This is a genomic window from Rhodoferax sp., assembly GCF_018063565.1.
In the GTDB taxonomy this organism is placed as follows: domain Bacteria; phylum Pseudomonadota; class Gammaproteobacteria; order Burkholderiales; family Burkholderiaceae_C; genus Rhodoferax.
In genome coordinates this window covers 1-20254 of the sequence record NZ_JAGPBB010000027.1, presented here as the reverse complement: position 1 = coordinate 20254, position 20254 = coordinate 1, and the positions used below count along the sequence as shown (strand labels likewise).

Annotated in this window: 20 protein-coding genes; 4 read left to right on the top strand and 16 right to left on the bottom strand. The window is 57.9% G+C overall.

Features of this window, described 5'->3' with window-relative positions; all coding sequences use genetic code 11:
- Nucleotides 1-10: 10 nt before the first annotated feature.
- Genes KBF66_RS08445 through KBF66_RS08435 form a run of 3 tightly spaced genes read right to left on the bottom strand, consistent with a single transcriptional unit; the run spans nt 11 to nt 2028 of the window.
- On the bottom strand, nt 11-661 hold the full coding sequence (locus tag KBF66_RS08445; RefSeq protein WP_296655058.1) for a MotA/TolQ/ExbB proton channel family protein: 651 nt from the start codon (nt 659-661) through the stop codon (nt 11-13).
- Nucleotides 658-1467, bottom strand: coding sequence for a 4-hydroxy-tetrahydrodipicolinate reductase (gene dapB / locus KBF66_RS08440; protein ID WP_296655056.1), 810 nt, complete (start codon nt 1465-1467; stop codon nt 658-660). The genes KBF66_RS08445 and dapB overlap by 4 nt, the downstream gene beginning before the upstream one ends.
- A 30-nt stretch (nt 1468-1497) precedes the next feature.
- Complete coding sequence (locus KBF66_RS08435) at nt 1498-2028, bottom strand: outer membrane protein assembly factor BamE (protein ID WP_296655054.1); 531 nt, start codon at nt 2026-2028, stop codon at nt 1498-1500.
- A gap of 97 nt (nt 2029-2125) precedes the next feature.
- On the opposite strand from KBF66_RS08435, the gene fur reads away from it, so the two are divergent.
- On the top strand, nt 2126-2551 hold the full coding sequence (gene fur / locus KBF66_RS08430) for a ferric iron uptake transcriptional regulator (RefSeq protein ID WP_296655052.1): 426 nt from the start codon (nt 2126-2128) through the stop codon (nt 2549-2551).
- Nucleotides 2552-2570: 19 nt separating this feature from the next.
- Here fur and hprK read toward each other — a convergent pair whose 3' ends face one another.
- The 3 genes from hprK to raiA all read right to left on the bottom strand — a co-directional run bounded on the left by hprK (nt 2571) and on the right by raiA (nt 4434).
- Nucleotides 2571-3521 (bottom strand): HPr(Ser) kinase/phosphatase, encoded by a 951-nt coding sequence (gene hprK, locus KBF66_RS08425; protein WP_296655049.1) that lies wholly within the window; start codon nt 3519-3521, stop codon nt 2571-2573.
- Between the two features lie 34 nt (nt 3522-3555).
- Nucleotides 3556-4023 (bottom strand): PTS sugar transporter subunit IIA, encoded by a 468-nt coding sequence (locus tag KBF66_RS08420; protein ID WP_296655047.1) that lies wholly within the window; start codon nt 4021-4023, stop codon nt 3556-3558.
- Nucleotides 4024-4104: 81 nt separating this feature from the next.
- A complete protein-coding gene (gene raiA, locus KBF66_RS08415) occupies nt 4105-4434 on the bottom strand; it encodes a ribosome-associated translation inhibitor RaiA (protein ID WP_296655045.1) in 330 nt (109 codons plus the stop codon).
- A 290-nt stretch (nt 4435-4724) separates the two neighbouring features.
- Here raiA and corA point away from each other — a divergent pair, with 290 nt between their 5' ends.
- Nucleotides 4725-5711, top strand: coding sequence for a magnesium/cobalt transporter CorA (gene corA, locus KBF66_RS08410; protein WP_296655041.1), 987 nt, complete (start codon nt 4725-4727; stop codon nt 5709-5711).
- A 36-nt stretch (nt 5712-5747) separates the two neighbouring features.
- Here the strand turns inward: corA and KBF66_RS08405 are convergent, their stop codons facing one another.
- The 4 genes from KBF66_RS08405 to KBF66_RS08390 form a co-directional block, all read right to left on the bottom strand.
- On the bottom strand, nt 5748-6509 hold the full coding sequence (locus tag KBF66_RS08405) for a 5'-methylthioadenosine/adenosylhomocysteine nucleosidase (RefSeq protein WP_296655039.1): 762 nt from the start codon (nt 6507-6509) through the stop codon (nt 5748-5750).
- Between the two features lie 11 nt (nt 6510-6520).
- Nucleotides 6521-8194 carry a long-chain-fatty-acid--CoA ligase gene (locus tag KBF66_RS08400; RefSeq protein ID WP_296655037.1) on the bottom strand — a complete coding sequence of 558 codons (1674 nt, stop codon included), beginning with the start codon at nt 8192-8194 and terminating at the stop codon, nt 6521-6523.
- Nucleotides 8195-8344: 150 nt separating this feature from the next.
- Complete coding sequence (pntB, locus tag KBF66_RS08395; RefSeq protein WP_296655034.1) at nt 8345-9757, bottom strand: Re/Si-specific NAD(P)(+) transhydrogenase subunit beta; 1413 nt, start codon at nt 9755-9757, stop codon at nt 8345-8347.
- Nucleotides 9758-9768: 11 nt separating this feature from the next.
- On the bottom strand, nt 9769-11415 hold the full coding sequence (locus tag KBF66_RS08390; RefSeq protein WP_296655031.1) for a Re/Si-specific NAD(P)(+) transhydrogenase subunit alpha: 1647 nt from the start codon (nt 11413-11415) through the stop codon (nt 9769-9771).
- 132 nt (nt 11416-11547) lie between these two features.
- Between KBF66_RS08390 and KBF66_RS08385 the strand changes: the two genes are divergently transcribed.
- Complete coding sequence (locus KBF66_RS08385; protein ID WP_296655029.1) at nt 11548-12063, top strand: NUDIX hydrolase; 516 nt, start codon at nt 11548-11550, stop codon at nt 12061-12063.
- Nucleotides 12060-13190: a tRNA 2-thiouridine(34) synthase MnmA gene (gene mnmA / locus KBF66_RS08380; protein ID WP_296655026.1), complete on the top strand. Its 1131-nt coding sequence runs from the start codon at nt 12060-12062 to the stop codon at nt 13188-13190. The genes KBF66_RS08385 and mnmA overlap by 4 nt, the downstream gene beginning before the upstream one ends.
- A 6-nt stretch (nt 13191-13196) precedes the next feature.
- Here mnmA and KBF66_RS08375 read toward each other — a convergent pair whose 3' ends face one another.
- From KBF66_RS08375 to ssb, 6 genes are all read right to left on the bottom strand, one after another.
- Nucleotides 13197-13487, bottom strand: coding sequence for a metal-sensing transcriptional repressor (locus KBF66_RS08375; RefSeq protein ID WP_296655023.1), 291 nt, complete (start codon nt 13485-13487; stop codon nt 13197-13199).
- A 42-nt stretch (nt 13488-13529) separates the two neighbouring features.
- Entirely contained in the window at nt 13530-13754 is a 225-nt protein-coding gene (locus KBF66_RS08370) for a DUF2892 domain-containing protein (RefSeq protein WP_296655020.1), read from the bottom strand.
- Between the two features lie 27 nt (nt 13755-13781).
- Entirely contained in the window at nt 13782-15068 is a 1287-nt protein-coding gene (locus tag KBF66_RS08365; protein ID WP_296655018.1) for an FAD/NAD(P)-binding oxidoreductase, read from the bottom strand.
- Nucleotides 15069-15097: 29 nt separating this feature from the next.
- The gene (locus tag KBF66_RS08360; protein ID WP_296655015.1) at nt 15098-18397 is read right to left on the bottom strand and encodes an efflux RND transporter permease subunit; all 3300 of its coding nucleotides are present in this window, start codon (nt 18395-18397) and stop codon (nt 15098-15100) included.
- 7 nt (nt 18398-18404) lie between these two features.
- Nucleotides 18405-19508 (bottom strand): efflux RND transporter periplasmic adaptor subunit, encoded by a 1104-nt coding sequence (locus tag KBF66_RS08355; RefSeq protein WP_296655011.1) that lies wholly within the window; start codon nt 19506-19508, stop codon nt 18405-18407.
- A gap of 117 nt (nt 19509-19625) precedes the next feature.
- Nucleotides 19626-20135 carry a single-stranded DNA-binding protein gene (ssb, locus tag KBF66_RS08350; protein ID WP_296655008.1) on the bottom strand — a complete coding sequence of 170 codons (510 nt, stop codon included), beginning with the start codon at nt 20133-20135 and terminating at the stop codon, nt 19626-19628.
- Nucleotides 20136-20254: the final 119 nt, after the last annotated feature.

The window sequence follows — 20254 nt, the reverse complement described above, 5'->3', positions numbered from 1 at the left end:
CTGCGATGGGTTATCGCCGGGCGTGCGGGCCGCCCAGGAGTTCGCGCAGGTCACGGGCAAACCCCTCCAGTTCGGCTTCGATGTGGCCAATGCTGCGCCCTTGCACGTTGTAGGCGAGCACCGCCGGAATGGCGACCATCAAACCGGCCGCGGTCATGATCAGCGACTCACCCACCGGGCCGGATATTTTGTCAATGCTGACCTGACCCGCATGGGCGATGCCGATCAGCGCATGGTAAATCCCCCACACCGTGCCAAGCAGACCCACAAACGGGGCAGTGGCGCCCACAGTCGCGAGCAAAACTTGCCCATACTGCAGCCTGGCCACCACGCGGTGCAGGGCATTTCGCAGCACCCGGGTCAGCTGCTGCGCCCGGTCACCGCTGCCCGCCAGCGTGCCGGAATCATCAATAATGATAGCATCTAGCATAGGCTGTACAATCGCTTCACGGTCAAAAGCTTTGATTTTTACGTTGGCATCTGCCAGGTTTGGAGATTGCCAGAACGTGGCAATGCAGCGCGCCACATCGCCGCTGGCACGCTGCAACAGCCAGGACTTCCAGAGAATCACCACCCAACTCGCGACTGACATGGCCAGCAACAGCACCGCGACCCCCCGTGCCAAAAGGTCGCCTTGCCAGAACAGCTGGACCAGCGTCATTTCAGGTCAAGCACATCTGCCATGTCAAAAAGGCCGGCTTTGCGGCCGCGCAAAAACCGCACGGCGCGCAAGCTGCCCTGGGCGTAGGTGACACGGCTGGAGGACTTGTGTGTGATTTCGATACGCTCGCCGGTACCGGCAAACAGCACCGTATGGTCACCCACAATGTCGCCCCCCCGGATGGTGGCAAAGCCAATGCTGGAGGGGTCGCGCTCGCCAGTGACACCGTCACGGGTGTAGACCGCGCAGTCCTTGAGGTCGCGCCCCAGTGCTTTGGCCATGATCTCGCCCATTTTCAGGGCCGTGCCCGACGGGGCGTCCACTTTGTGGCGGTGGTGCGCCTCAATCACTTCAATGTCGTATCCGCTGGACAGTGCCTTGGCTGCCATTTCCAGCAGCTTCATCGTCACATTGACCCCAACACTCATGTTGGGTGCCATGACAATGGCGATGTCTTGGGCGGCGGCGGCGATTTCCGCCTTTTGAGCATCGGTAAAGCCGGTGGTGCCAATGATCAGGTTCACCCCTAACTGGCGGCAAACAGCCAGATGGGCCAGCGTGCCTTCCGGGCGGGTGAAGTCAATCAGCACTTCTGCCGTTGATAAACCATTCTGAATATCCGCCGTGATGCCAATACCGCTGTGATGGCCCAGAAATGCTGCCGGATCCTGCCCCAAGGCGGCGCTGACTGGCAGGTCGAGCGCACCACAGAGCTGGCAGTCATCAGCCGTGTGGATCGCTTCGATCAGCATTCGGCCCATCCGACCGCTGGCGCCAGCAACACAAACTTGGTGGAGATTAGACATGATCAGGTGGCTGAAAGCTCAGCAACGGGTTTACTCCAGCGGTGGATAGCTGCTGCGGGCAGCTGGCAGCGCTTTGGTTGCCGGCACCGGTGACGCGGGTGTGACGGACTTGAGGCTGTCGGCAGGTGCCTCGAGCACCGGCACTTTGCCGAGCTTGCGCGTGGTGTCCAGCGACGCCACAAACTCGGCCTCACTTGGCAGGGCGTCGGCCTCAACGCGTTTCAACGACTCACCCTGAAAGAATACGGTAACGCGTCGTGATTGCGGCTCTGTGCCCTGCCGCTTGAACGTGAAGACGTAGTCCCAGCGGTTCTCGTGAAAAATACTGGTCAGCAGGGGAGTACCCAGAATCTCCAGCACCTGGGTACGGCTCATGCCCTCTTGCAGGGCAGCGGCCTGCTCACGCGACACAAAATTGCCCTGCACAATGTCGATTTTGTAGGGCGTGACCCAACCGACGACGCGCTTGCTGGCGCTGTCGACGCTGCCACAGGCAACCAGGCCAACAGTCACGGCGGATAGACAGGTCAGGCGAAAGCTGCGTGCGAGTATTTCAAACATGGGCCGGGCAGTGAACGATATGATCGGCGCATTGTACTGGCAGCATTTTTTGTCAGGTTCAGAGGCCTGCTCCCAACGCGACAACTGGAAATCCTGAATGACCAAGATTGACGAACTCAAAAACACCGGGCTCAAAGTCACATTGCCGAGGCTCAAGATTCTGGAAATTTTCCAGAAAGGCGTACAGCGGCACATGACGGCTGAAGACGTCTACCGCGTGCTGCTGGACGAAGAGGCAGATGTGGGTTTGGCCACGGTCTATCGCGTGCTGGCGCAGTTTGAGCAGGCAGATATTTTGTCCAGAAGCCATTTTGAAAGTGGCAAGGCCGTCTATGAGCTCAACGAAGGCCAGCACCATGACCATCTGGTATGCCTGGACTGCGGCCGGGTCGAGGAGTTCTATGACGCGCAAATTGAGAAACGCCAGCGGGCCGTGGCGCTTGCCAAGGGTTTTGCGATCGCGGATCATGCTTTGAGCCTGTACGCCCATTGCACCCAGGGGAACTGCGCCCATCGCCGTTGAGGCCGGACCGGCCGACCGCTCAGGCTGACGCTTCCATCGCCTTGCGATGCCGCTCGACAAATTCTTTATACGTGTCCACACCACGAATCTGCAAAATGGTGTTGCGCACGGCGGCTTCCACCAGTACCGCGATATTGCGTCCGGCCACCACCTGGATTACCACCTTGCGTACCGGCACATCCAGTACGTCCTGCGTCAGCGGTTCGTGCGGAATGCGCTCGTAGTCGCGTTCAAGCGTCTCGCGGCGCACCAGATGCACGATCAATTGCAGGCGTTTTTTACGCCTCACTGCGGTTTCACCAAAAATGCAGCGGATGTCCAGCAGCCCGATACCGCGGACTTCGAGCAGATTGAGCAGCAGTTCCGGACAGCGGCCCTCGATGGTGTCCTGATTGATGCGGTACAGATCCACGGCATCGTCAGCCACCAGGCCGTTGCCACGCGAAATCAGCTCCAGTCCAAGTTCGCTTTTGCCCAGGCCGGACTCACCCGTGATCATGACGCCCAAACCCAGAATGTCCATGAATACGCCGTGCATGGTGCAACGGTCGGCAAAGTGTTTGGACAGGTAGGCGCGCAGTACATCAATGACGAAGGCGGACGAACTGGCCGTTGAGAACATCGGCAATTGCGCACGCTCACACATCGACAGCAGCGATGGCGGCGCCACCTGGCGGTCTGCCAGGACCAATACGGGGGGTTCCAGGGTCACAATGCGGGCGATGCGCCGCGAGCAGTCCTCGGCGGTGGCGTTGGTCAGGTAGGCGATTTCGCGTTCGCCCAGAATCTGTACCCGATAGGGATGAATATAGTTCAGGTAGCCCACCAGGTCGGCACCGGATCGGGCAGCGCGTACCACGACCTCGTCGAAACGGCGCTCAGACGCGCCGAGTCCGGCGATCCACTCCCAACGCAGACTCGCACGAAACGCCTCAAACAACAAATCTGCGCTGATGACGGTTGGTTTCAAGCGGTGAGCCCCATCGCAAGCTCTGGCAGATGGATCAGTTTGATCCGGCGGATTGCCAGTCTGAAATCAGCTGGTGCAGCCCGGCGGCGTCAGTGCTGGTCAGCATTCTGTCGCGCAAGGCGGCATCACTCAGCATCTCGGCGATCTCGGAGAGAATTTCCAGATGTTTTTGTGTGGCGGCTTCAGGGACCAGCAAAAAGATCATGATGCCCACCGGGAGGTCATCGGGCGCTTCAAAGCCGATGGCATGGGCCAGCTGAAACACCGCTGCCATGGGCGACTTGAGACCCTTGATGCGCCCATGCGGGATCGCCACGCCGTGCCCCAAGCCGGTCGAACCGAGTCGCTCGCGGGAAAACAGGCTGTCGGTGACCAAGGCGCGGCTCAGGCCATGCAGGTTTTCAAATAACAGGCCCGCTTCTTCAAAAGCGCGTTTTTTGCTTGAAACGTCGACTTGAACAAGCACCTGAGCAGCGGAAAGGATGGACGCGAGTCGATTCATGATATGGCTCGAATTATGCACCGTGAATTTCGGGCGCAAAAAAAGCCGCGCGCACCAGCGGGCGGCTTGTGAGAGTTTAGATTACATCAGACGTTTGGCGGCGTCATGGTGGTGGGATTGCAGGCGGTCCTTGTGACGCACCACCTGTCGGTCCAATTTGTCGACCAGTTCATCCACAGCAGCGTACAAGTCGGCGTGGGCACTTTCGGCAAACAGTTCGATACCTTTGATGTGAATATTGCATTCGGCCTTCTGGCGACGTTCTTTCTCCTTCTGGTTTTCCAGCGTCAACAGTACTTTGACATCCACCACCTGATCGAAGTGCCGTTTGATGCGATCCAGTTTGTTGGTGACATAGGAACGCAGGGCTGGTGTAACTTCGAGATGGTGACCGCTGATTGTCAAGTTCATACAAAGCCTCCTAAGCTTTTGGTTGTGAAAAATCGCTTGGCTGATGCCACTATGCGCCGCAAGACACATTATTGCAATGATTTTCTGTAGCGGGATTGGGCATCATGGTCATCACCGGTGAGCACGGGCGTCATCACGTGGGCGGTGCGATAATCCATGGGTTGTAACTCATGGACAGACCTATCTTGGAAGCCTACCCGCCTCGGTAGCTTTCAGCCCCAAATGGCATCAGGGGTTGGGAGCCACACCCCACACAACCCCGATGCCTGACCTATTTTGGGAGTGAGCGCATGCTCAATATCTTCACCCTTGCCAGCGGACGCTTGTTTCAGGAGGAAATTGAATCCCTGGAGGAGTTGTCGCGTTTTCAGCCCATCTGGGTTGATCTGGAAGCCCCGACGCCAGAAGAGAAGCGCTGGATCAAGCAGTACTTTGGCCTGTCAATTCCGGAAGACGCGATGGACGAGGACATCGAGGAGTCAGCGCGTTTTTACAAGGAGGATAACGGCGAATTGCATATTCGCAGTGACTTCCTGGTGGCGGACGATGACGATCCACATACCGTTCGTGTCGCATTCATTCTGAATCTGGTCAACGATGAACTCCGCAGCAAGGGTGTGTTGTTCTCCATCCATGATGAGGATATTCCGGTGTTCCGCTTGCTGCGCATGCGGGCGCGGCGGGCGCCTGGCCTCATCGAAGATGCCAAGGAGGTCCTGCTCAAGCTCTTCGACGCAGACGCCGAGTACTCAGCCGATACGCTTGAGGAAATTTATGACGAACTGGAAAAAGCCAGCCAGAAAGTGCTGTCCGGGGATGTCACCGATGCGTTGGCCGGCGAAGTGCTGGCGGCCATTGCACGGCACGAGGACATGAACGGCCGGATCCGGCGCAATGCCATGGACACACGGCGCGCGGTGAGCTTCATGATGCGCAGCAAGATGCTCAATGGTGAACAGTTTGAAGAGGCACGGCAGATCCTGCGTGATATTGATTCACTGGACTCCCATACGGCGTTTTTGTTTGACAAGATCAACTTCCTGATGGACGCCACCGTCGGTTTCATCAACATCAACCAGAACAAGATCATCAAGATTTTTTCGGTCGCCAGCGTGGCCTTGCTGCCGCCAACCCTGATCGCCAGTCTATACGGCATGAACTTCAAGTACATGCCTGAGTTGGACTGGCAGGCGGGTTATCCGTTTGCGCTGGGGTTAATGCTGGCCAGTGCCCTGGTGCCGATGTGGTACTTCAGGAAACGTGGCTGGCTGAAGTAAAGCTGACGGCGGCGTCGGTCCGTCGCGTGTGATCCCTCAAGCTGCGGGCAGCAGTTGCATGAAGTGGCGGACAATCGCCAACGCATAGGGACTGGCGACCTGTTGCACAAAGGCTGAAAAGTCGACGTGCGCGTCGTCGTCGGCGCGGTCTGAAACCGTGCGCATCGCCGCAAATGGCACTCCGTAATCAAAACACACCTGCGCAATGGCGGCGCCCTCCATCTCCACAGCCAGCGGCTGGTGCCCGGCACCGGCGAGGTCGCTGCGCAACTGCATGACGGCTGCAGCGCTGGCGACAAACTGGTCACCACTGGCGATCAGGCCGCTGTGAACTCTGGGCGAATGGATCAGGTTTTCACGATGAAAATGACCTCCAGCGCTTTTCAGTCCTACCTTTGATGCTTCCAACAAAATAGTGGTCAGGTGAGGGTCGCACGGCAGTTTCGCGCGACCATACAAAGGAATCTCATAACGCGCAAACAGCGGTGATGAGTCCAGGTCGTGCTGCACAAACTCCTCTGCCACCACAACATCACCGACGGCTACCCCGTCACCCAGGCCACCAGCGACACCGGTGAACAGGATTTGCCTGACCCCAAAGGCCTCAATCAGCGTGGTGGCCGTGCTGGCAGCGGCCACCTTGCCGACCCGTGACAGCACAAGAACCACATCGCGTCCGTCCCACTGCCCGGACCAGAAAGTTCGCCCGGCCCGGATGCTTTTTTTGGCGTGGCTGAGCTGCTCCAGCAAGCCTCGCTGTTCATCCAGTAAGGCGCTGACGATGGCCAGGGTGCTCAAAGGCTGTCTTTCTATTTGTCGCGCAGCTCGCGCCGCAGGATTTTTCCAACCGGCGTCTTCGGCAGATCATTGCGGAACTCGATCAGCTTGGGCTGCTTGTAGCCGGTGAGGTTCTCCTTGCAGTAAGCGCGCACCTGCTCCTCGCTGATGTCAGGGTTCTTGCGCACAATGACCAGTTTGACGGCCTCGCCCGATTTTGCATCCGGCACCCCCACGCAGGCGCACTCCAAGATGCCGTCCATCTGGGACACGACGTCTTCCAGCTCAGTTGGGAAAACGTTAAAACCACTGACCAGGATCATGTCCTTTTTGCGATCGACAATCCTGAAGTAGCCGTTTTCATCCATCACGCCAATATCCCCCGACTTGAAATACCCATCCGGGGTCATGACCTTGGCTGTTTCGTCCGGACGCTGCCAGTAGCCGGCCATCACCTGTGGTCCTTTGATGGCAATCTCGCCCGATTGACCCGGTGCCACCTCATTGCCATCGTCATCAAGCAGCTTCAGCCAGGTGCTTGGAACCGGCACACCAATTGAGCCCGAGTACTCGGTGATGGTGACAGGATTGCTGGTGGCAATCGGTGAAGTTTCGCTCAGACCATAACCTTCGCAAATGGCGCATCCGGTCTTCTCGAACCAGAGCTTGGCAACAGCACTTTGCACGGCAGTGCCGCCGCCGGCAGACACCAGCAGATGGCTCCAGTCAACTTTGCCGAAATCCGGGTGATTGGCCAGCCCGTTGAAGAGGGTGTTGACAGCCGGGAAAACATGAACTTTGTGTTTGGCCAGTTCGGTCAGCACCGCTGGCAAGTCCCGCGGATTGGGGATCAAAATCAGTTTGCCGCCTAGTCGCATGGACAGCATCATGCCGACCGTGAAGGCAAAAATATGATACAGCGGCAGGGCGCAGACCTCATTCATCTGCACATCCGGCGGGATCTTTTTCAGCGCTGGCTGAAAACAGGCGTCTGCCTGAAGCAGGTTGGCGACCAGATTGCTGTGCAGCAAAACTGCACCTTTGGACACGCCGGTGGTACCGCCGGTGTACTGCAACACCGCCACGTCATCTGCCTTGGCTGCCGCCTTCTTGAAACTCGCGCTGCTGCCTTTGGCAATGGCCGCGTTAAATCGCACGGCTTGGGGCAAACTGAACTCCGGCACCATTTTCTTGACATTGCGCACCACATAATTCACCAGTGCACCCTTGAGCAAACCAAGTTGGTCACCCATGGCACATAGCACCACGTGTTTGACCGGAGTTGCTGCCAGGCATTTCTCAAGCGTGGCGGCAAAGTTCTCCAGAATGACGATGGCCTTGGCACCAGAGTCCTTGAGTTGATGCTCCAACTCCCGCGCGGTGTAGAGCGGATTCACATTGACCAGCGTGTAACCGGCGCGCATGATGCCCGCCACGGCGATGGGGTATTGCATCACGTTGGGCATCATCACCGCGACCCGGTCACCCCTGGCCAGTCCCAGGCCTTGCAAGTAGGCACCAAAGGTCTGGCTGAGCTCATCAATCTGCTTGTAACTCAGCTCTTTGCCCATGAAACTGAAAGCGCTTCGGTTGGCAAACTTCTGAAAGCTTTCTTCCATCATCTCAACCACTGATCCATAGCGATTGACATCGATATCGGCGGGAACGCCTGGGGGATAGGTTTTCAGCCAGATGCGATCGTTCATAACAGGTCTCCAATTAGGGGGCAAAACGCCCATTCTCACCCGTCAGTCAGTTTTTGTAAGCTATGTTTTCCCTAATTAGAGAGGGCCGTCCAGCGAGGGTTTACCCTCGCTGGACGGCCCTTCGTCATGCCAAAGCGATGATCGCTGGCGTCAGGCTTTGAGAGAACTCAGGACCTCATCGAGCATCTTTTTCGCATCGCCAAACAACATGCGATTGTTGTCCTTGTAGAACAAGGGGTTGTCCACACCGGCGTAGCCACTGGCCATGCTGCGTTTCATGACGATGGATGTCTTGGCTTTCCAGACCTCAAGGACTGGCATACCGGCAATCGGGCTGCTCGGGTCGTCTTGTGCGCCTGGGTTGACGATGTCGTTGGCACCAATCACCATGGCAACGTCGGTTTGCGGGAAATCGTCGTTCAATTCATCCATTTCCAGCACGATGTCATAGGGCACCTTGGCCTCGGCCAGCAACACATTCATATGGCCTGGCATGCGCCCGGCCACGGGGTGGATGCCAAAACGGATATTCACGCCTTTCTCGCGCAGCAACTTGGTGATCTCGTACACCGTGTGCTGGGCCTGTGCCACCGCCATGCCGTAACCGGGAACAATGATCACGCTCTTGGCGTCACGCAGCAATTCAGCCGTTTCGGTGCTGGAGATTGGCGTCACCTCGCCGGCCGGTTGCGCGGCGTCACCTTTGGGTGCCGAGGTTCCGCCCGCCGTACCAAAGCCGCCCGCAATCACGCTAATGAAACTGCGGTTCATGGCTTTGCACATGATGTACGAGAGAATGGCACCGCTGGAGCCGACCAGGGCACCGACCACAATCAGCAAGTCGTTGGACAGCATGAAACCAGTGGCCGCTGCCGCCCAGCCGGAGTAGCTGTTGAGCATCGACACCACCACCGGCATATCAGCGCCGCCAATGGCCATCACCATGTGAATGCCAAACAGACCGGCAATGACGGTCATGACAATCAGCGGGGTGATGCCGTCGGCAATGCTGTGGGAGTTGATGAAAACACCGCCAAAGTAGATCACCACCAAAAGCCCGACCAGATTCATCCAGTGGCGCCCGGGCAGTGTCAGCGGCGCGCCACCAATTTTGCCGTTGAGCTTGCCAAAGGCGATCAGTGAGCCGGTGAAGGTCACCACACCGATCAGGATGCCGACGTAGATTTCGATTTCATGAATGGATTTCTCGGCACCTTGCAGATTCGATGTCGGGTCGAAATAGCTGGCAAAGCCCACCAGCGCGGCAGCCATACCAACCAGGCTGTGCATCAAGGCCACCAGTTCGGGCATCTGCGTCATCTGTACGGTACGCGCTGCGTAGATACCAATGGCACCCCCCACCACCATGGCACCAATGATCCAGGGGATGCCAGCCGCAGAAACGCGCGGACCAAACACCGTGGCCAGTACGGCAATGGTCATGCCGATCATCCCGTACAGGTTGCCCCGCCGCGATGTCTCCGGGTTGGAAAGACCACCCAGACTCAACACAAAAAGAATCGTCGCTCCAATGTAGGAGACGGTCGCCAGACTTTCGCTCATGAGGGTCTCCTTTATTTACGGAACATGGCCAGCATGCGTTGCGTGACCGCAAAGCCGCCAAACATATTGATGGTGGTCAGCACAATACCAGCCACAGCGAGCCAGCGAATCCAGTCGGTGGTGCCTGCCGGAGGCGCGATCTGCACCAGTGCACCAATGGCGATGATGCTCGAGATCGCGTTGGTCACACTCATCAGCGGTGTGTGCAGTGCGGGTGTCACGTTCCAGACCACCATGTAGCCGACAAAGCAGGCCAGCACGAACACCGTGAAGTGAGCCAGGAACGCCCCGGGCGCGTTGGCTCCGACAAACCAGAAGAGGGCTGCCGCGACGCCGAACATGATGGCCAGCTTATTGCCTGACATGGGTTCGCTGGCCGCACCATGGCCATGGCCACCCTTCTTGGCAGGTGCCGCCGCCGATTTGGCTGGCGCAGTGGCCGCCGCCGGCAGTTTGGGCGCAGGAGGTGGCCAGGTTACGGTACCTTCCTTGATGACGGTGAGGCCACGGATGGCGTCGTCGTCCATGTTGACATTGGCGACCCCGTCCTTGGCCTTGCACAGCTCTTCCGAGAGGCGAAACAGATTGGTGGCATACAGCGTTGATGATTGCTTGGCCAGGCGTGAGGCCAGGTCGGTGTACCCGACGATGGTCACACCGTGCCGCACGACGGCTTCACCTGGCACGGTCAGTTCGCAGTTGCCACCCCGCTCGGCGGCCATGTCAACGATGACGCTGCCGGGCTTCATGCTCTTGACCATCTCAGCGGTGATCAGCTTGGGTGCCGGTTTGCCAGGAATCAACGCTGTGGTGATGATGATGTCCACCTCTCGGGCCTGCTTGGCGTACATGTCGCGCTGGGCCTGCTGGAAGCCCTCGCTCATCACCTTGGCATAACCGCCGCCGCCGCCGCCTTCTTCCTCAAAATCGACTTTGACAAACTCACCGCCCATGGAGATCACCTGGTCGGCCACCTCGGCCCGCGTGTCATTGGCACGGACGATCGCGCCCAAACCAACGGCGGTACCGATGGCTGCCAATCCGGCTACACCAGCGCCAGCAATAAAGACCTTGGCAGGCTGAACCTTGCCAGCGGCCGTGATCTGCCCGGCAAAAAATCGACCAAAAGCGTTGGCAGCCTCGACGACAGCACGGTAGCCGGCCACGCCGGCTTGCGAGGTCAGGGCATCCATCTTTTGGGCTCGACTGAGCATGCGTGGCAAGGAGTCGATGGCCAGCACGGTCGCCTTCTTGGCGGCCAATTGCTGCATCAACTCGGGGTTTTGCGCCGGCCAGATGAAACCAATCAGGATGCCGCCTTCGCGCATCAGGTCAATCTCTGCAGGGGTTGGCACACTCACTTTGAAAACGATGTCTGACGCGGCCCACAAGGCGGCGGCACCCTCAACAATTTGTGCGCCGGCTGCACGGTAGGTGTCGTCGGAAAAATTGGCCGCATCGCCTGCGCCGGACTCCACTGACACGGCGAAGCCAAGTTTGATCAGCTTTTCAACCACCTCGGGTACCGTGGCGACGCGCTTTTCATTGGGGAAAACTTCTCGCGGTACACCTATTCGCTGTGCAACTTTGGGCGTAACCGGGGGGAGAGCAACGACGGCTTGACCTGACGAACCATCAGTGGCGGCACTGGCTTGCATGGGGGCGACTCCTCGCTTTTATTGGAAATCAGACAACCTGTTGAGCTTACATCAGTTTCTTTGCCTTTATACCGATTGACTCTTGACTAAAATCAACAGCACTCAAGTTCGCAATGTTTCGGATAATTGGGCATGACGAACCGATGGAAACCAAACGCCACTGTGGCGGCAATCATTGAGCGCGACGGAAGATTTTTGCTGGTGGAGGAGCACACACCCGATGGATTGCGGCTCAACAACCCGGCCGGTCACCTCGATGAGGGAGAAAGCCTGATCGCCGCCTGTGTCCGCGAGACGCTGGAGGAGACCTTGTACGCCTTTGCGCCGCAGTCGCTGGTTGGCGTGTACCTGTCACGGGTCGAACGGCCGGAGCGTGACCATAGGGCGACACCAAGTGTGACCTATCTGCGCTTCGCATTTTGTGGCCAGTTGGGTGATTTGCAGCCAGATCGCGTGCTCGACCCCGGCATCGTTCGGACCTTGTGGCTCACCGCCGATGAGGTTCGCTGTACCCAGACTCTGCACCGCAGCCCGATGGTACTGCGCTGTGTGGAAGACTATCTGGCGGGTCAGCGCTTTGGTTTGAGCCTGCTCCATACCGACCTTTCGGTCGTGGGCAGTGTTTGGCCGGGGACTGGTGCAGCATGAACCCATCGTTGAAACATCACCGGGTTGTGGTTGGCATGAGCGGAGGGGTCGATTCTGCGGTGACGGCGCTTCTCCTCAAGCAACAAGGGCATGAGGTGGTCGGTGTTTTCATGAAAAACTGGGAGGACGATGACGACAATGGGTATTGCTCGTCCAATGCCGACTTTGTGGACGCGGCCTCGGTGGCCGATGTGATTGGCATCGAGATCGAACACGTCAACTTTGCGACCGACTACAAGGACCGAGTCTTTTCTGTTTTCTTGCAGGAGTACCGTGCAGGCCGGACACCCAATCCGGATGTTCTTTGCAACTCGGAGATCAAGTTCAAGGCATTTATGGATCATGCCTTGCGTTTGGGCGCGGAAAGGATTGCGACAGGACACTATGCCCGCACGCGGCTCAATCTGCAGACCCAACGCCATGAGTTGCTCAAAGGCGCTGACGCCAGCAAGGATCAAAGTTATTTTCTGCACCGGCTTACCCAGGCTCAACTGGCAAAAACCATGTTTCCCGTGGGTGAGTTGCCGAAAAGCGAGGTGCGTCGCCTCGCCACCGAAGCCGGCTTGCCCAATGCCGGAAAACGTGATTCCACAGGCATTTGTTTCATCGGCGAGCGGCCCTTTCGTGAGTTCTTGAATCGCTACATCCGCACTGAGCCGGGTCCCATCAAGAACGACAAGGGGCAAGTCATCGGCCAACATATGGGAATGAGTTTTTACACGCTGGGTCAACGCCAGGGGCTTGGTATCGGTGGACTCAAATCCAAAGGTGCGCAGCGCGGCGGCGGTGCTCATTTGCCCTGGTTTGTGGCCCGAAAAGACCTTGCAGAAAACACCTTGTGGGTCGTACAGGGCCATGCCCATCCGTGGCTACAGTCGTCCAGATTGCTGGCGCAGGACGTCGCTTGGGTGTCTGGCGCTCCATATCAGGCACATGCACTGGCAGCCAAGACCCGTTATCGGCAAAAAGATGCTGCCTGCACCATGTCGCTCGAGGCAGCAGATTGTTTTGAGCTGTGCTTTAAAGATCCTCAATGGGCCGTCACGCCCGGGCAATCGGCCGTTCTGTACCACGGGGATGTCTGCTTGGGGGGTGGTGTGATCGCCACCCCCCAAACCGCTTGGTGACGCGGCTCAGGTCATGCGTGCCAACAAGGACTCCATGTCCTTGAGCATGACCTTGACACCGTCCTTCTGATCTTCGTCCGCTTGCAGGCAGTTACCCAGCTCCTGCTCCATAAAACACATGGTCATCCGCACATAAGTACTGTCCAGTGCCTTGCGTACCGCCGAAAACTGCTGGCCGATTTTCAGACAGCTTTCACCCTCCTCAATCATGCGCTGGACACCGCGTATCTGTCCCTCGGCCCGTCGCAACCGGTTCAGCACATCGGTACGATCTGCCTCGTTGGTCAATGCTGGCATGTGCAGATCCTTTTCAGTGTCGTGGTTGCCAACAAGACGAGCTCAAACCGCACAATTGCCGCGGGACTCTGGTACGCCCAGTTTTTTCAGAATCAGGGCCATCGGACAAAATCCGGTGAAGCCATACTGAAACAGATTCAAGCCAACAAAGGCGGTAAAGGCAAGCGCCCATCGGCTGACAAACAGCGGACTCGACTCGACCCCGAGGGCCAGGGAGCACATGATGAAAAAACCTGCAATGACAAAAACGTAGCGTTGCACTGTCATATTGATAGCTCCTGATAGGGTTGAAGACTACTTGTCGACCCGGTTGATACCGAGCAATCCGAGCACGTACTTCTCATAGACCGGCTCTGAAGTACCTTTTTTGATCTTGCGGATGAAGTATTTTTCGAAAGCAATCTTGGCCAGATGTACCCACTTGCCTTTCTTGAACCAGTTGACGTTGCGTGGCGGGATTTGCGGCAATGCCACAAATGCCGCACCGGTATCACCCATGTCAGCCAAACAAATGGCGTTCCAGGTGCCCTTGGCCACAATGGGTTTGCCGGCCAATTCGTCAGCGATGTTGTGTGTAATGGCGCCGACCATGCTTTCGATCATGTAACCCGTCTTGGGCGTTCCGGTGGCCACGGGGGTCACTTCAACCGGTGGAATGGCGACGCAAACACCTGCCGAAAAGATGTTGCGGTAAGCTTTGCTGCGCTGGAACTCGTCGATCAGCACCATGCCACGCGGGTTACACAGGTTGGGAACCGCAGCCACTGCATCCACACCCTTGAATGCTGGCAGCATCATGGAAAGCTTGAAGCTCACCTCGTGCTCCTTCACCAGATTGCCCTGATCATCGATCTGGGTGACGAATATTTTGCCCGGCTCAACCTTGGTGGTCTTTGCGTTGGTGATCCATTTCATGTCCCGATTGCGCATCTCGGACTCCAGCATCGACTTGCTGTCGCCCACGCCACCGAGACCGAGATGGCCAATGTAGGGTTCACTGGTCACAAAGGTGATTGGCACCTTGCTGCGCAGCTTGCGCTTGCGCAAGTCGGTGTCCAGGATCATGGCAAATTCATAGGCCGGACCAAAACAACTTGCACCGGGCATCGCGCCCACCACGATCGGGCCGGGGTTTTTGAGAAAGTTCTCGTAATCTGCAAAAAATTCCAGTGCATGGTCGACATGACAGATCGAATGGGTATTGCCACCACCGCCAGAACTGACCGGACCAGCACCCGCAATCTCGTCAAAGGCCAGTTTGGGGCCGGTGGTGATGACAAGGTAGTCGTAATCCAGGGTTTCACCGCCCGCCAGCGTCAACTTGCTGGCCGCCGCATCGATGTGTGTCACGCCTTTGGGAATAAAGCCGATGCCTTTGCGTTGCAGGTAAGGCGCAATCGGTAAAGTCACGGCGTCACGGGTTCGCCAGCCTACCGCGACCCAGGGGTTGCTGGGCACAAACTGAAAATAGTCGGTGCTGTTGACGACGGTCACGCGATGTTCTTTGGGCAGGATCTCGCGCATTTCGTATGCAGCGGGCATGCCGCCAATGCCTGCACCCATGATGACGATGTGAGCCATGTGTTGTCTCCGGTTGTTGAATGATTGAATTAATGAGGGTTACCGTCTGAAACTGCCGCACTTTCGCGCGACTGGATATGCCGCCAGTACATCGCGTAATACAGGACCGGGATGACGACCAGCGTCAACACCGTCGAAACCAGAATACCAAAAATTAAGGAAATTGCCAAACCATTGAAGATGGGGTCGTCCAGAATGAAAAACGCGCCAATCATGGCCGCCAGACCGGTCAGCGCGATGGGCTGTGCACGCACTGCAGCGGATTGCACGACCGCGTCTTTGAAGGCCATTCCTTGGGAAACCTGCAGCTCGATAAAGTCAACCAGCAAAATCGAGTTGCGCACAATAATGCCCGCCAGCGCGATCATGCCGATCATCGAGGTTGCGGTGAACTGTGAACCAAGCAAGGCATGCCCTGGCATAACACCAATGAGGGTCAGTGGGATGGGGGCCATGATCACCAGCGGTGTCAGGTAGCTCTTGAATTGAGCCACCACCAGTAGATAAATCAACACCAGACCAACACCATACGCCGCGCCCATGTCGCGGAAGGTTTCATACGTGACTTGCCATTCGCCGTCCCATTTGATGGCGTACTGGCGATACGGATCCGTGGGTTGGCTGATCCAGTATTCGCCAAGTTCACCGGTACCCGGCAAGGCCGCCGATTGGAGCTTGTTGCGAATGGCAAACAATCCATACAAAGGTGAGTCGAGCTTACCCGCCATGTCACCAAACACATAGCTCAAAGCCTGCAAGTCCTTGGTGAAAAGGGGCTTGTCGATGACACCGTGTTCCACTTGGACCAACTCGGACAAGGGCACCATCCTGCCGCTGGCGGTGCGCAATGGCATGGCCAAGATATCGTCCAAGCCGATTTGGGCGCTCAACGGCAATTGCAAGCGCACCGGCACCGGATATTTGGTGTGGCCGTCATGCAAGTAGGCGGCGTCGGAGCCGGTCAGTGCCATGGCGGCCGTCTGCGCCACTGCGGCAACTGGAATTCCCAACGACTCAGCACGTTGCCGACGAACCCGCAGGTAGGCGCGCGGTGCATCCTCTTCCAGGGAGGTATCCACGCCGACGATATCGGGGGTGCTCGCAAACGCTTTAGCGATCCGGCTGGCCAGTTGTTGGCGCCCGGCCTCGTCAGGTCCGTAGACCTCAGCCACCAAGGGCGACATCACCGGCGGACCCGGAGGCACTTCCACCACGCTGATACGTGCCTGATGGCGTTGCCCGATCTTCTCAAGCTCGGGGCGCAGGCGCTGCGCGATCACATGGCTTTGATCATGGCGATGTTTTTTATCCACCAGGTTGACTTGCAAGTCCCCTTGTTCCGCGTCGGCGCGAAGGTAATACTGCCGGATCAAGCCATTAAAAGTAATTGGGGAGGCGGTGCCGACATAGGCCTGCAGATTGAGGACTTCTGGCTGGCGTGCCAGATGTGCCCCAAGCTCATGCAAGGCGGCCGCCGTATTTTCCAGAGGTGTGCCTGCCGGCATTTCAACCACGACCTGGAATTCGCTCTTGTTGTCGAAAGGCAGCATCTTGAGTACCACCCACTCTACCAGGGCCAGCCCAACTGACAAGACCAATGCAATCAGGATACCCAGCAGCAGCAGCCAGCGTTTGCGCGCACTGTTCAGAAAAGGAGTCAGCAGGCCGGCAAACAATCTCTGCAGGCGAGAAATTTTCACCACGTCTACTGCATTGTCCGACGTAGCCGCGTGGCCATGTGATTTCATCAACTTCAGGGCCAGCCAGGGCGTCACTGTGAAGGCGATGCCAAGCGAAAGCGCCATGCCAAGGCTGGCGTTGATTGGTATCGGGCTCATGTATGGCCCCATCAGGCCACTCACAAAAGCCATGGGCAACAGGGCGGCAATGACCGTCAAGGTGGCCAGGATGGTCGGGCCGCCCACTTCGTCGACCGCCAGCGGAATGATCTCCCGCAAGGGCACACCGGGTCTGAGTTGCTGATGCCGGTGAATGTTCTCCACCACCACAATGGCATCGTCGACCAAAATACCAATCGAGAAAATCAAAGCAAAAAGTGAGACGCGATTCAGCGTGAAACCCCACGCCCAGGAGGCGAACAAAGTGGCCGCCAGCGTCAGGATGACGGCTGAGCCAACAATCACGGCTTCGCGACGGCCAAGCGCAAAACCCACCAGCAAAATCACAGAACCCGTTGCAAAAGCCAGTTTCTGGATCAACTTATTGGCCTTTTCGGCCGCGGTTTCACCGTAGTCACGGGTGATGTTGGTTTCGATGTTGGCCGGAATGATGGTGTTTTGCAGTTCTGTAACGCGTGCTCGTACCGCACTGGCCACATCAACCGCATTGGTCCCGGGCTTTTTGGTGACTGTCAGCGTCAGGGCCGGATAAACGCCGCCTGGACTTAATGCCGCGCCTTGGCCGGGCGAGGCACTTGATGCCTGTGCCGTACCGGGTGTGAACCAGACATAACGTTGCGGCAATTGGGCGCCGGACTCGATACGTGCCACCTCTCGCAGGAACACCGGCGCCCCCTGACTCACGCCCACCACCAGATCCCCAACGTCCTCGGGTGTACGCAGAAATTCACCCGTCTCCACCTTCAACATCTGCCCAGCATTCTGGGCGCCTCCTTGAATGACCGAGCCAGACGGCATACTGACATTTGCGGCGGCCAGCATCGATTTGATGGTCAACACGTCAATGCCGCGTTCACGCAGGCGAACCGGCTCAAGCCAGACCTGCACCGCACGTGAGGGTCCGCCAATGGTCTGGACTTCACGTGTCCCGGGGACGCGCTTGATCTCCGTTTCCATGGCGTGGGCTACCCGCTCCAGGTCCACGGCCGGAATGGCTTCCCGGCTCCACATGGTCACTGCCAGCACCGGCACATCGTCAATTCCCTTTGGCTTGACGATGGGGCTCAAGGTGCCGAGTTCCCGAGGCAACCAGTCCTGATTGGCATTGAGCACATCGTAAAGTCTGACCAATGCCTCGGTGCGGGGGATACCGACCTTGAATTGCACGGTCATGATCGCCATGCCAGGCCGTGACACAGAATAGGTGTGCTCTATGTCGGCAATCTGGCTCAAAACCTGCTCGGCCGGCCGCGCGACCATGTTTTGCACATCAACGCTGCTGGCGCCGGGAAACGGTATCAGCACGTTGGCCATCGTCACATTGATCTGTGGCTCTTCCTCGCGGGGTGTCACAAAAACCGCAAAAGCGCCCAGCAAAAGAGCCACCAGCGCCAGCAGCGGGGTCATGGCGTTGAGCTTGAACGCTTTCGCCAGACGGCCAGAAACGCCCAGTTGGATTGGTTCCTGCATACTCATCTCACTGAGGGGCCACGCTGGCGGGGGCAGCCTGCGCTGCGCTCAAGCCAGCCCTGACCGGGTCAAGGGCCACCAAATCGGCCTCCTTGAGGCCGGCCAGCACCTCATAACCCTGAGCACCATGGTCACTTCCCAGGCGCACTGCCTTGAGAACAAAGCCTTTGTTTTCAACCACATAGACCGCAGTGAGTTCACCACGCCGCAGAACCGCAGCGGCGGGTATGGTCAGGCGTTTGGTGGATCCAGCGGCAAACCGCACGCGAATCTGCTGGCCAGGCAGCAAGGTGCTCGCGGTAGAACCGGGTAGATCCAGCCGCCATTCGATGGTTTGAGAAACTGCATCCGCGCTTGGCATCCTGCTGGTCTGTGTCGGACGGATCCATTGCTGTGCGCCGTCAGCACCGGGAACCTGTAGCTCAATCAAGCTGCTGGCACCGACCTGGCCTGAGCGGGAAACCGGGACTTGCACCACCGCACGCATTGGCAACGGCGCATAAAGCGTCAACAGCGGCTTGCCAGGCATAGCCAAATCACCGGCCTCGGCCTCGGTCTGCAAGACCCAGCCATCAAACGGTGCGGTGACGCGGGTGTAGGCGTTCGCGAGACTGGCCTGCTTGGCGACGGCAACGGCCTGGTCGCGCGCTGCAGTGGCACCTTTGAGCTGGGCATCGGCATTGTCCAACGCTGCGGCACTGACAAATCCCTGGCGCATCAAGTCGCGGGTGCGATCCAGATTCAGCTGAGAATTGCGCATTTCCGCTTGGGTCTGGGCGATCTGCGCCTGGCTGCGCTGGACACCGGTTTGGGTCTCACTGTCGTCGATGGTGGCAAGCAGCTGGCCAGCGCGAACCCTGTCTCCCGTTTTGACCGGCATCGAAATCAGCCGTCCTCCGGTCTGCGCCGCGATGGTGGCCTGTTTAACGGGTTGCACCACACCGTCCATTTCAAATCCGGTGCCGACAGATTTCACTTGCACGGCCGCCACCGGCACCTGAACTGTGCTCTGGGCAAACGTGGCCGTGCTCGACAGGACGGCCCACAGGCAGATGCTTGCACAGCGGGACGATGTGCTGTCCTTGAGATCGGCCAATAACGAGTCAGACATGACGCTTCCTTGATAAATACGGCCGGGAGTATATTGGAATCTCGCTTTGGCTGTGAAAATGACGCAAAATTCCCGCAATCGCCGCTGAGAAAACGTGGGTTTTCTCAAAACTTCGCGCTAAAACGGAATGTCATCGTCCATGTCATCAAAGCCGCTGGCCGGGCGGGTTGCTGGCGGGGCCATGGTCCGAGCCGGTGCCGGACTGGGTCTGGCAGCAGGCGCGCGCTGGCTGTAGTTGCTGGCAGGTGGGCTGTCGAAACTGTCGTCGTCACCGGATGGTCCGCCCATGCCTTGTCGGCTACCCAGCATCTGCATTTGATCCGCACGAATCTCGGTGGTGTATTTCTCGATACCATCTTTGTCCGTGTACTTGCGCGTGCGCAGACTGCCTTCGACGTAAATCTGCGATCCCTTGCGCAGGTATTGCTCGGCGATCTCAGCCAGGCGGCCATTGAACTGGATACGGTGCCACTCCGTGGCTTCACGCATCTCATTGGTCTGCTTGTCGCGCCATTTGTCTGTGGTGGCAATCGTGACATTGGCCACGCGGTCTCCGCTGGGGAAAGTACGCACCTCCGGGTCTCGCCCCAAATTGCCGACAAGAATAACTTTGTTCACTGATGCCATGGTGAGTCCCTCAAAAGTTTCAGTTTAAACGGCTTTGCCGCTGGTCTGCGGCTTGGTCGGCATAACTGGCGGCATACGCCACGCCAACAGCAGCCAGACGATCATCAGTGCGCCACACA

Coding starts and splice junctions, on each gene's coding strand:
- fur (WP_296655052.1), top strand. CDS start 2,126: ATGACCAAGATTGACGAACTCAAAAACACCGGGCTCAAAGTCACATTG.
- raiA (WP_296655045.1), bottom strand. CDS start 4,434: ATGAACTTGACAATCAGCGGTCACCATCTCGAAGTTACACCAGCCCTG.
- KBF66_RS08445 (WP_296655058.1), bottom strand. CDS start 661: ATGACGCTGGTCCAGCTGTTCTGGCAAGGCGACCTTTTGGCACGGGGG.
- ssb (WP_296655008.1), bottom strand. CDS start 20,135: ATGGCATCAGTGAACAAAGTTATTCTTGTCGGCAATTTGGGGCGAGAC.
- corA (WP_296655041.1), top strand. CDS start 4,725: ATGCTCAATATCTTCACCCTTGCCAGCGGACGCTTGTTTCAGGAGGAA.
- KBF66_RS08385 (WP_296655029.1), top strand. CDS start 11,548: ATGACGAACCGATGGAAACCAAACGCCACTGTGGCGGCAATCATTGAG.
- KBF66_RS08400 (WP_296655037.1), bottom strand. CDS start 8,194: ATGAACGATCGCATCTGGCTGAAAACCTATCCCCCAGGCGTTCCCGCC.
- KBF66_RS08420 (WP_296655047.1), bottom strand. CDS start 4,023: ATGAATCGACTCGCGTCCATCCTTTCCGCTGCTCAGGTGCTTGTTCAA.
- dapB (WP_296655056.1), bottom strand. CDS start 1,467: ATGTCTAATCTCCACCAAGTTTGTGTTGCTGGCGCCAGCGGTCGGATG.
- KBF66_RS08365 (WP_296655018.1), bottom strand. CDS start 15,068: ATGGCTCACATCGTCATCATGGGTGCAGGCATTGGCGGCATGCCCGCT.
- KBF66_RS08360 (WP_296655015.1), bottom strand. CDS start 18,397: ATGCAGGAACCAATCCAACTGGGCGTTTCTGGCCGTCTGGCGAAAGCG.
- KBF66_RS08435 (WP_296655054.1), bottom strand. CDS start 2,028: ATGTTTGAAATACTCGCACGCAGCTTTCGCCTGACCTGTCTATCCGCC.
- mnmA (WP_296655026.1), top strand. CDS start 12,060: ATGAACCCATCGTTGAAACATCACCGGGTTGTGGTTGGCATGAGCGGA.
- KBF66_RS08370 (WP_296655020.1), bottom strand. CDS start 13,754: ATGACAGTGCAACGCTACGTTTTTGTCATTGCAGGTTTTTTCATCATG.
- KBF66_RS08375 (WP_296655023.1), bottom strand. CDS start 13,487: ATGCCAGCATTGACCAACGAGGCAGATCGTACCGATGTGCTGAACCGG.
- KBF66_RS08355 (WP_296655011.1), bottom strand. CDS start 19,508: ATGTCTGACTCGTTATTGGCCGATCTCAAGGACAGCACATCGTCCCGC.
- pntB (WP_296655034.1), bottom strand. CDS start 9,757: ATGAGCGAAAGTCTGGCGACCGTCTCCTACATTGGAGCGACGATTCTT.
- KBF66_RS08390 (WP_296655031.1), bottom strand. CDS start 11,415: ATGCAAGCCAGTGCCGCCACTGATGGTTCGTCAGGTCAAGCCGTCGTT.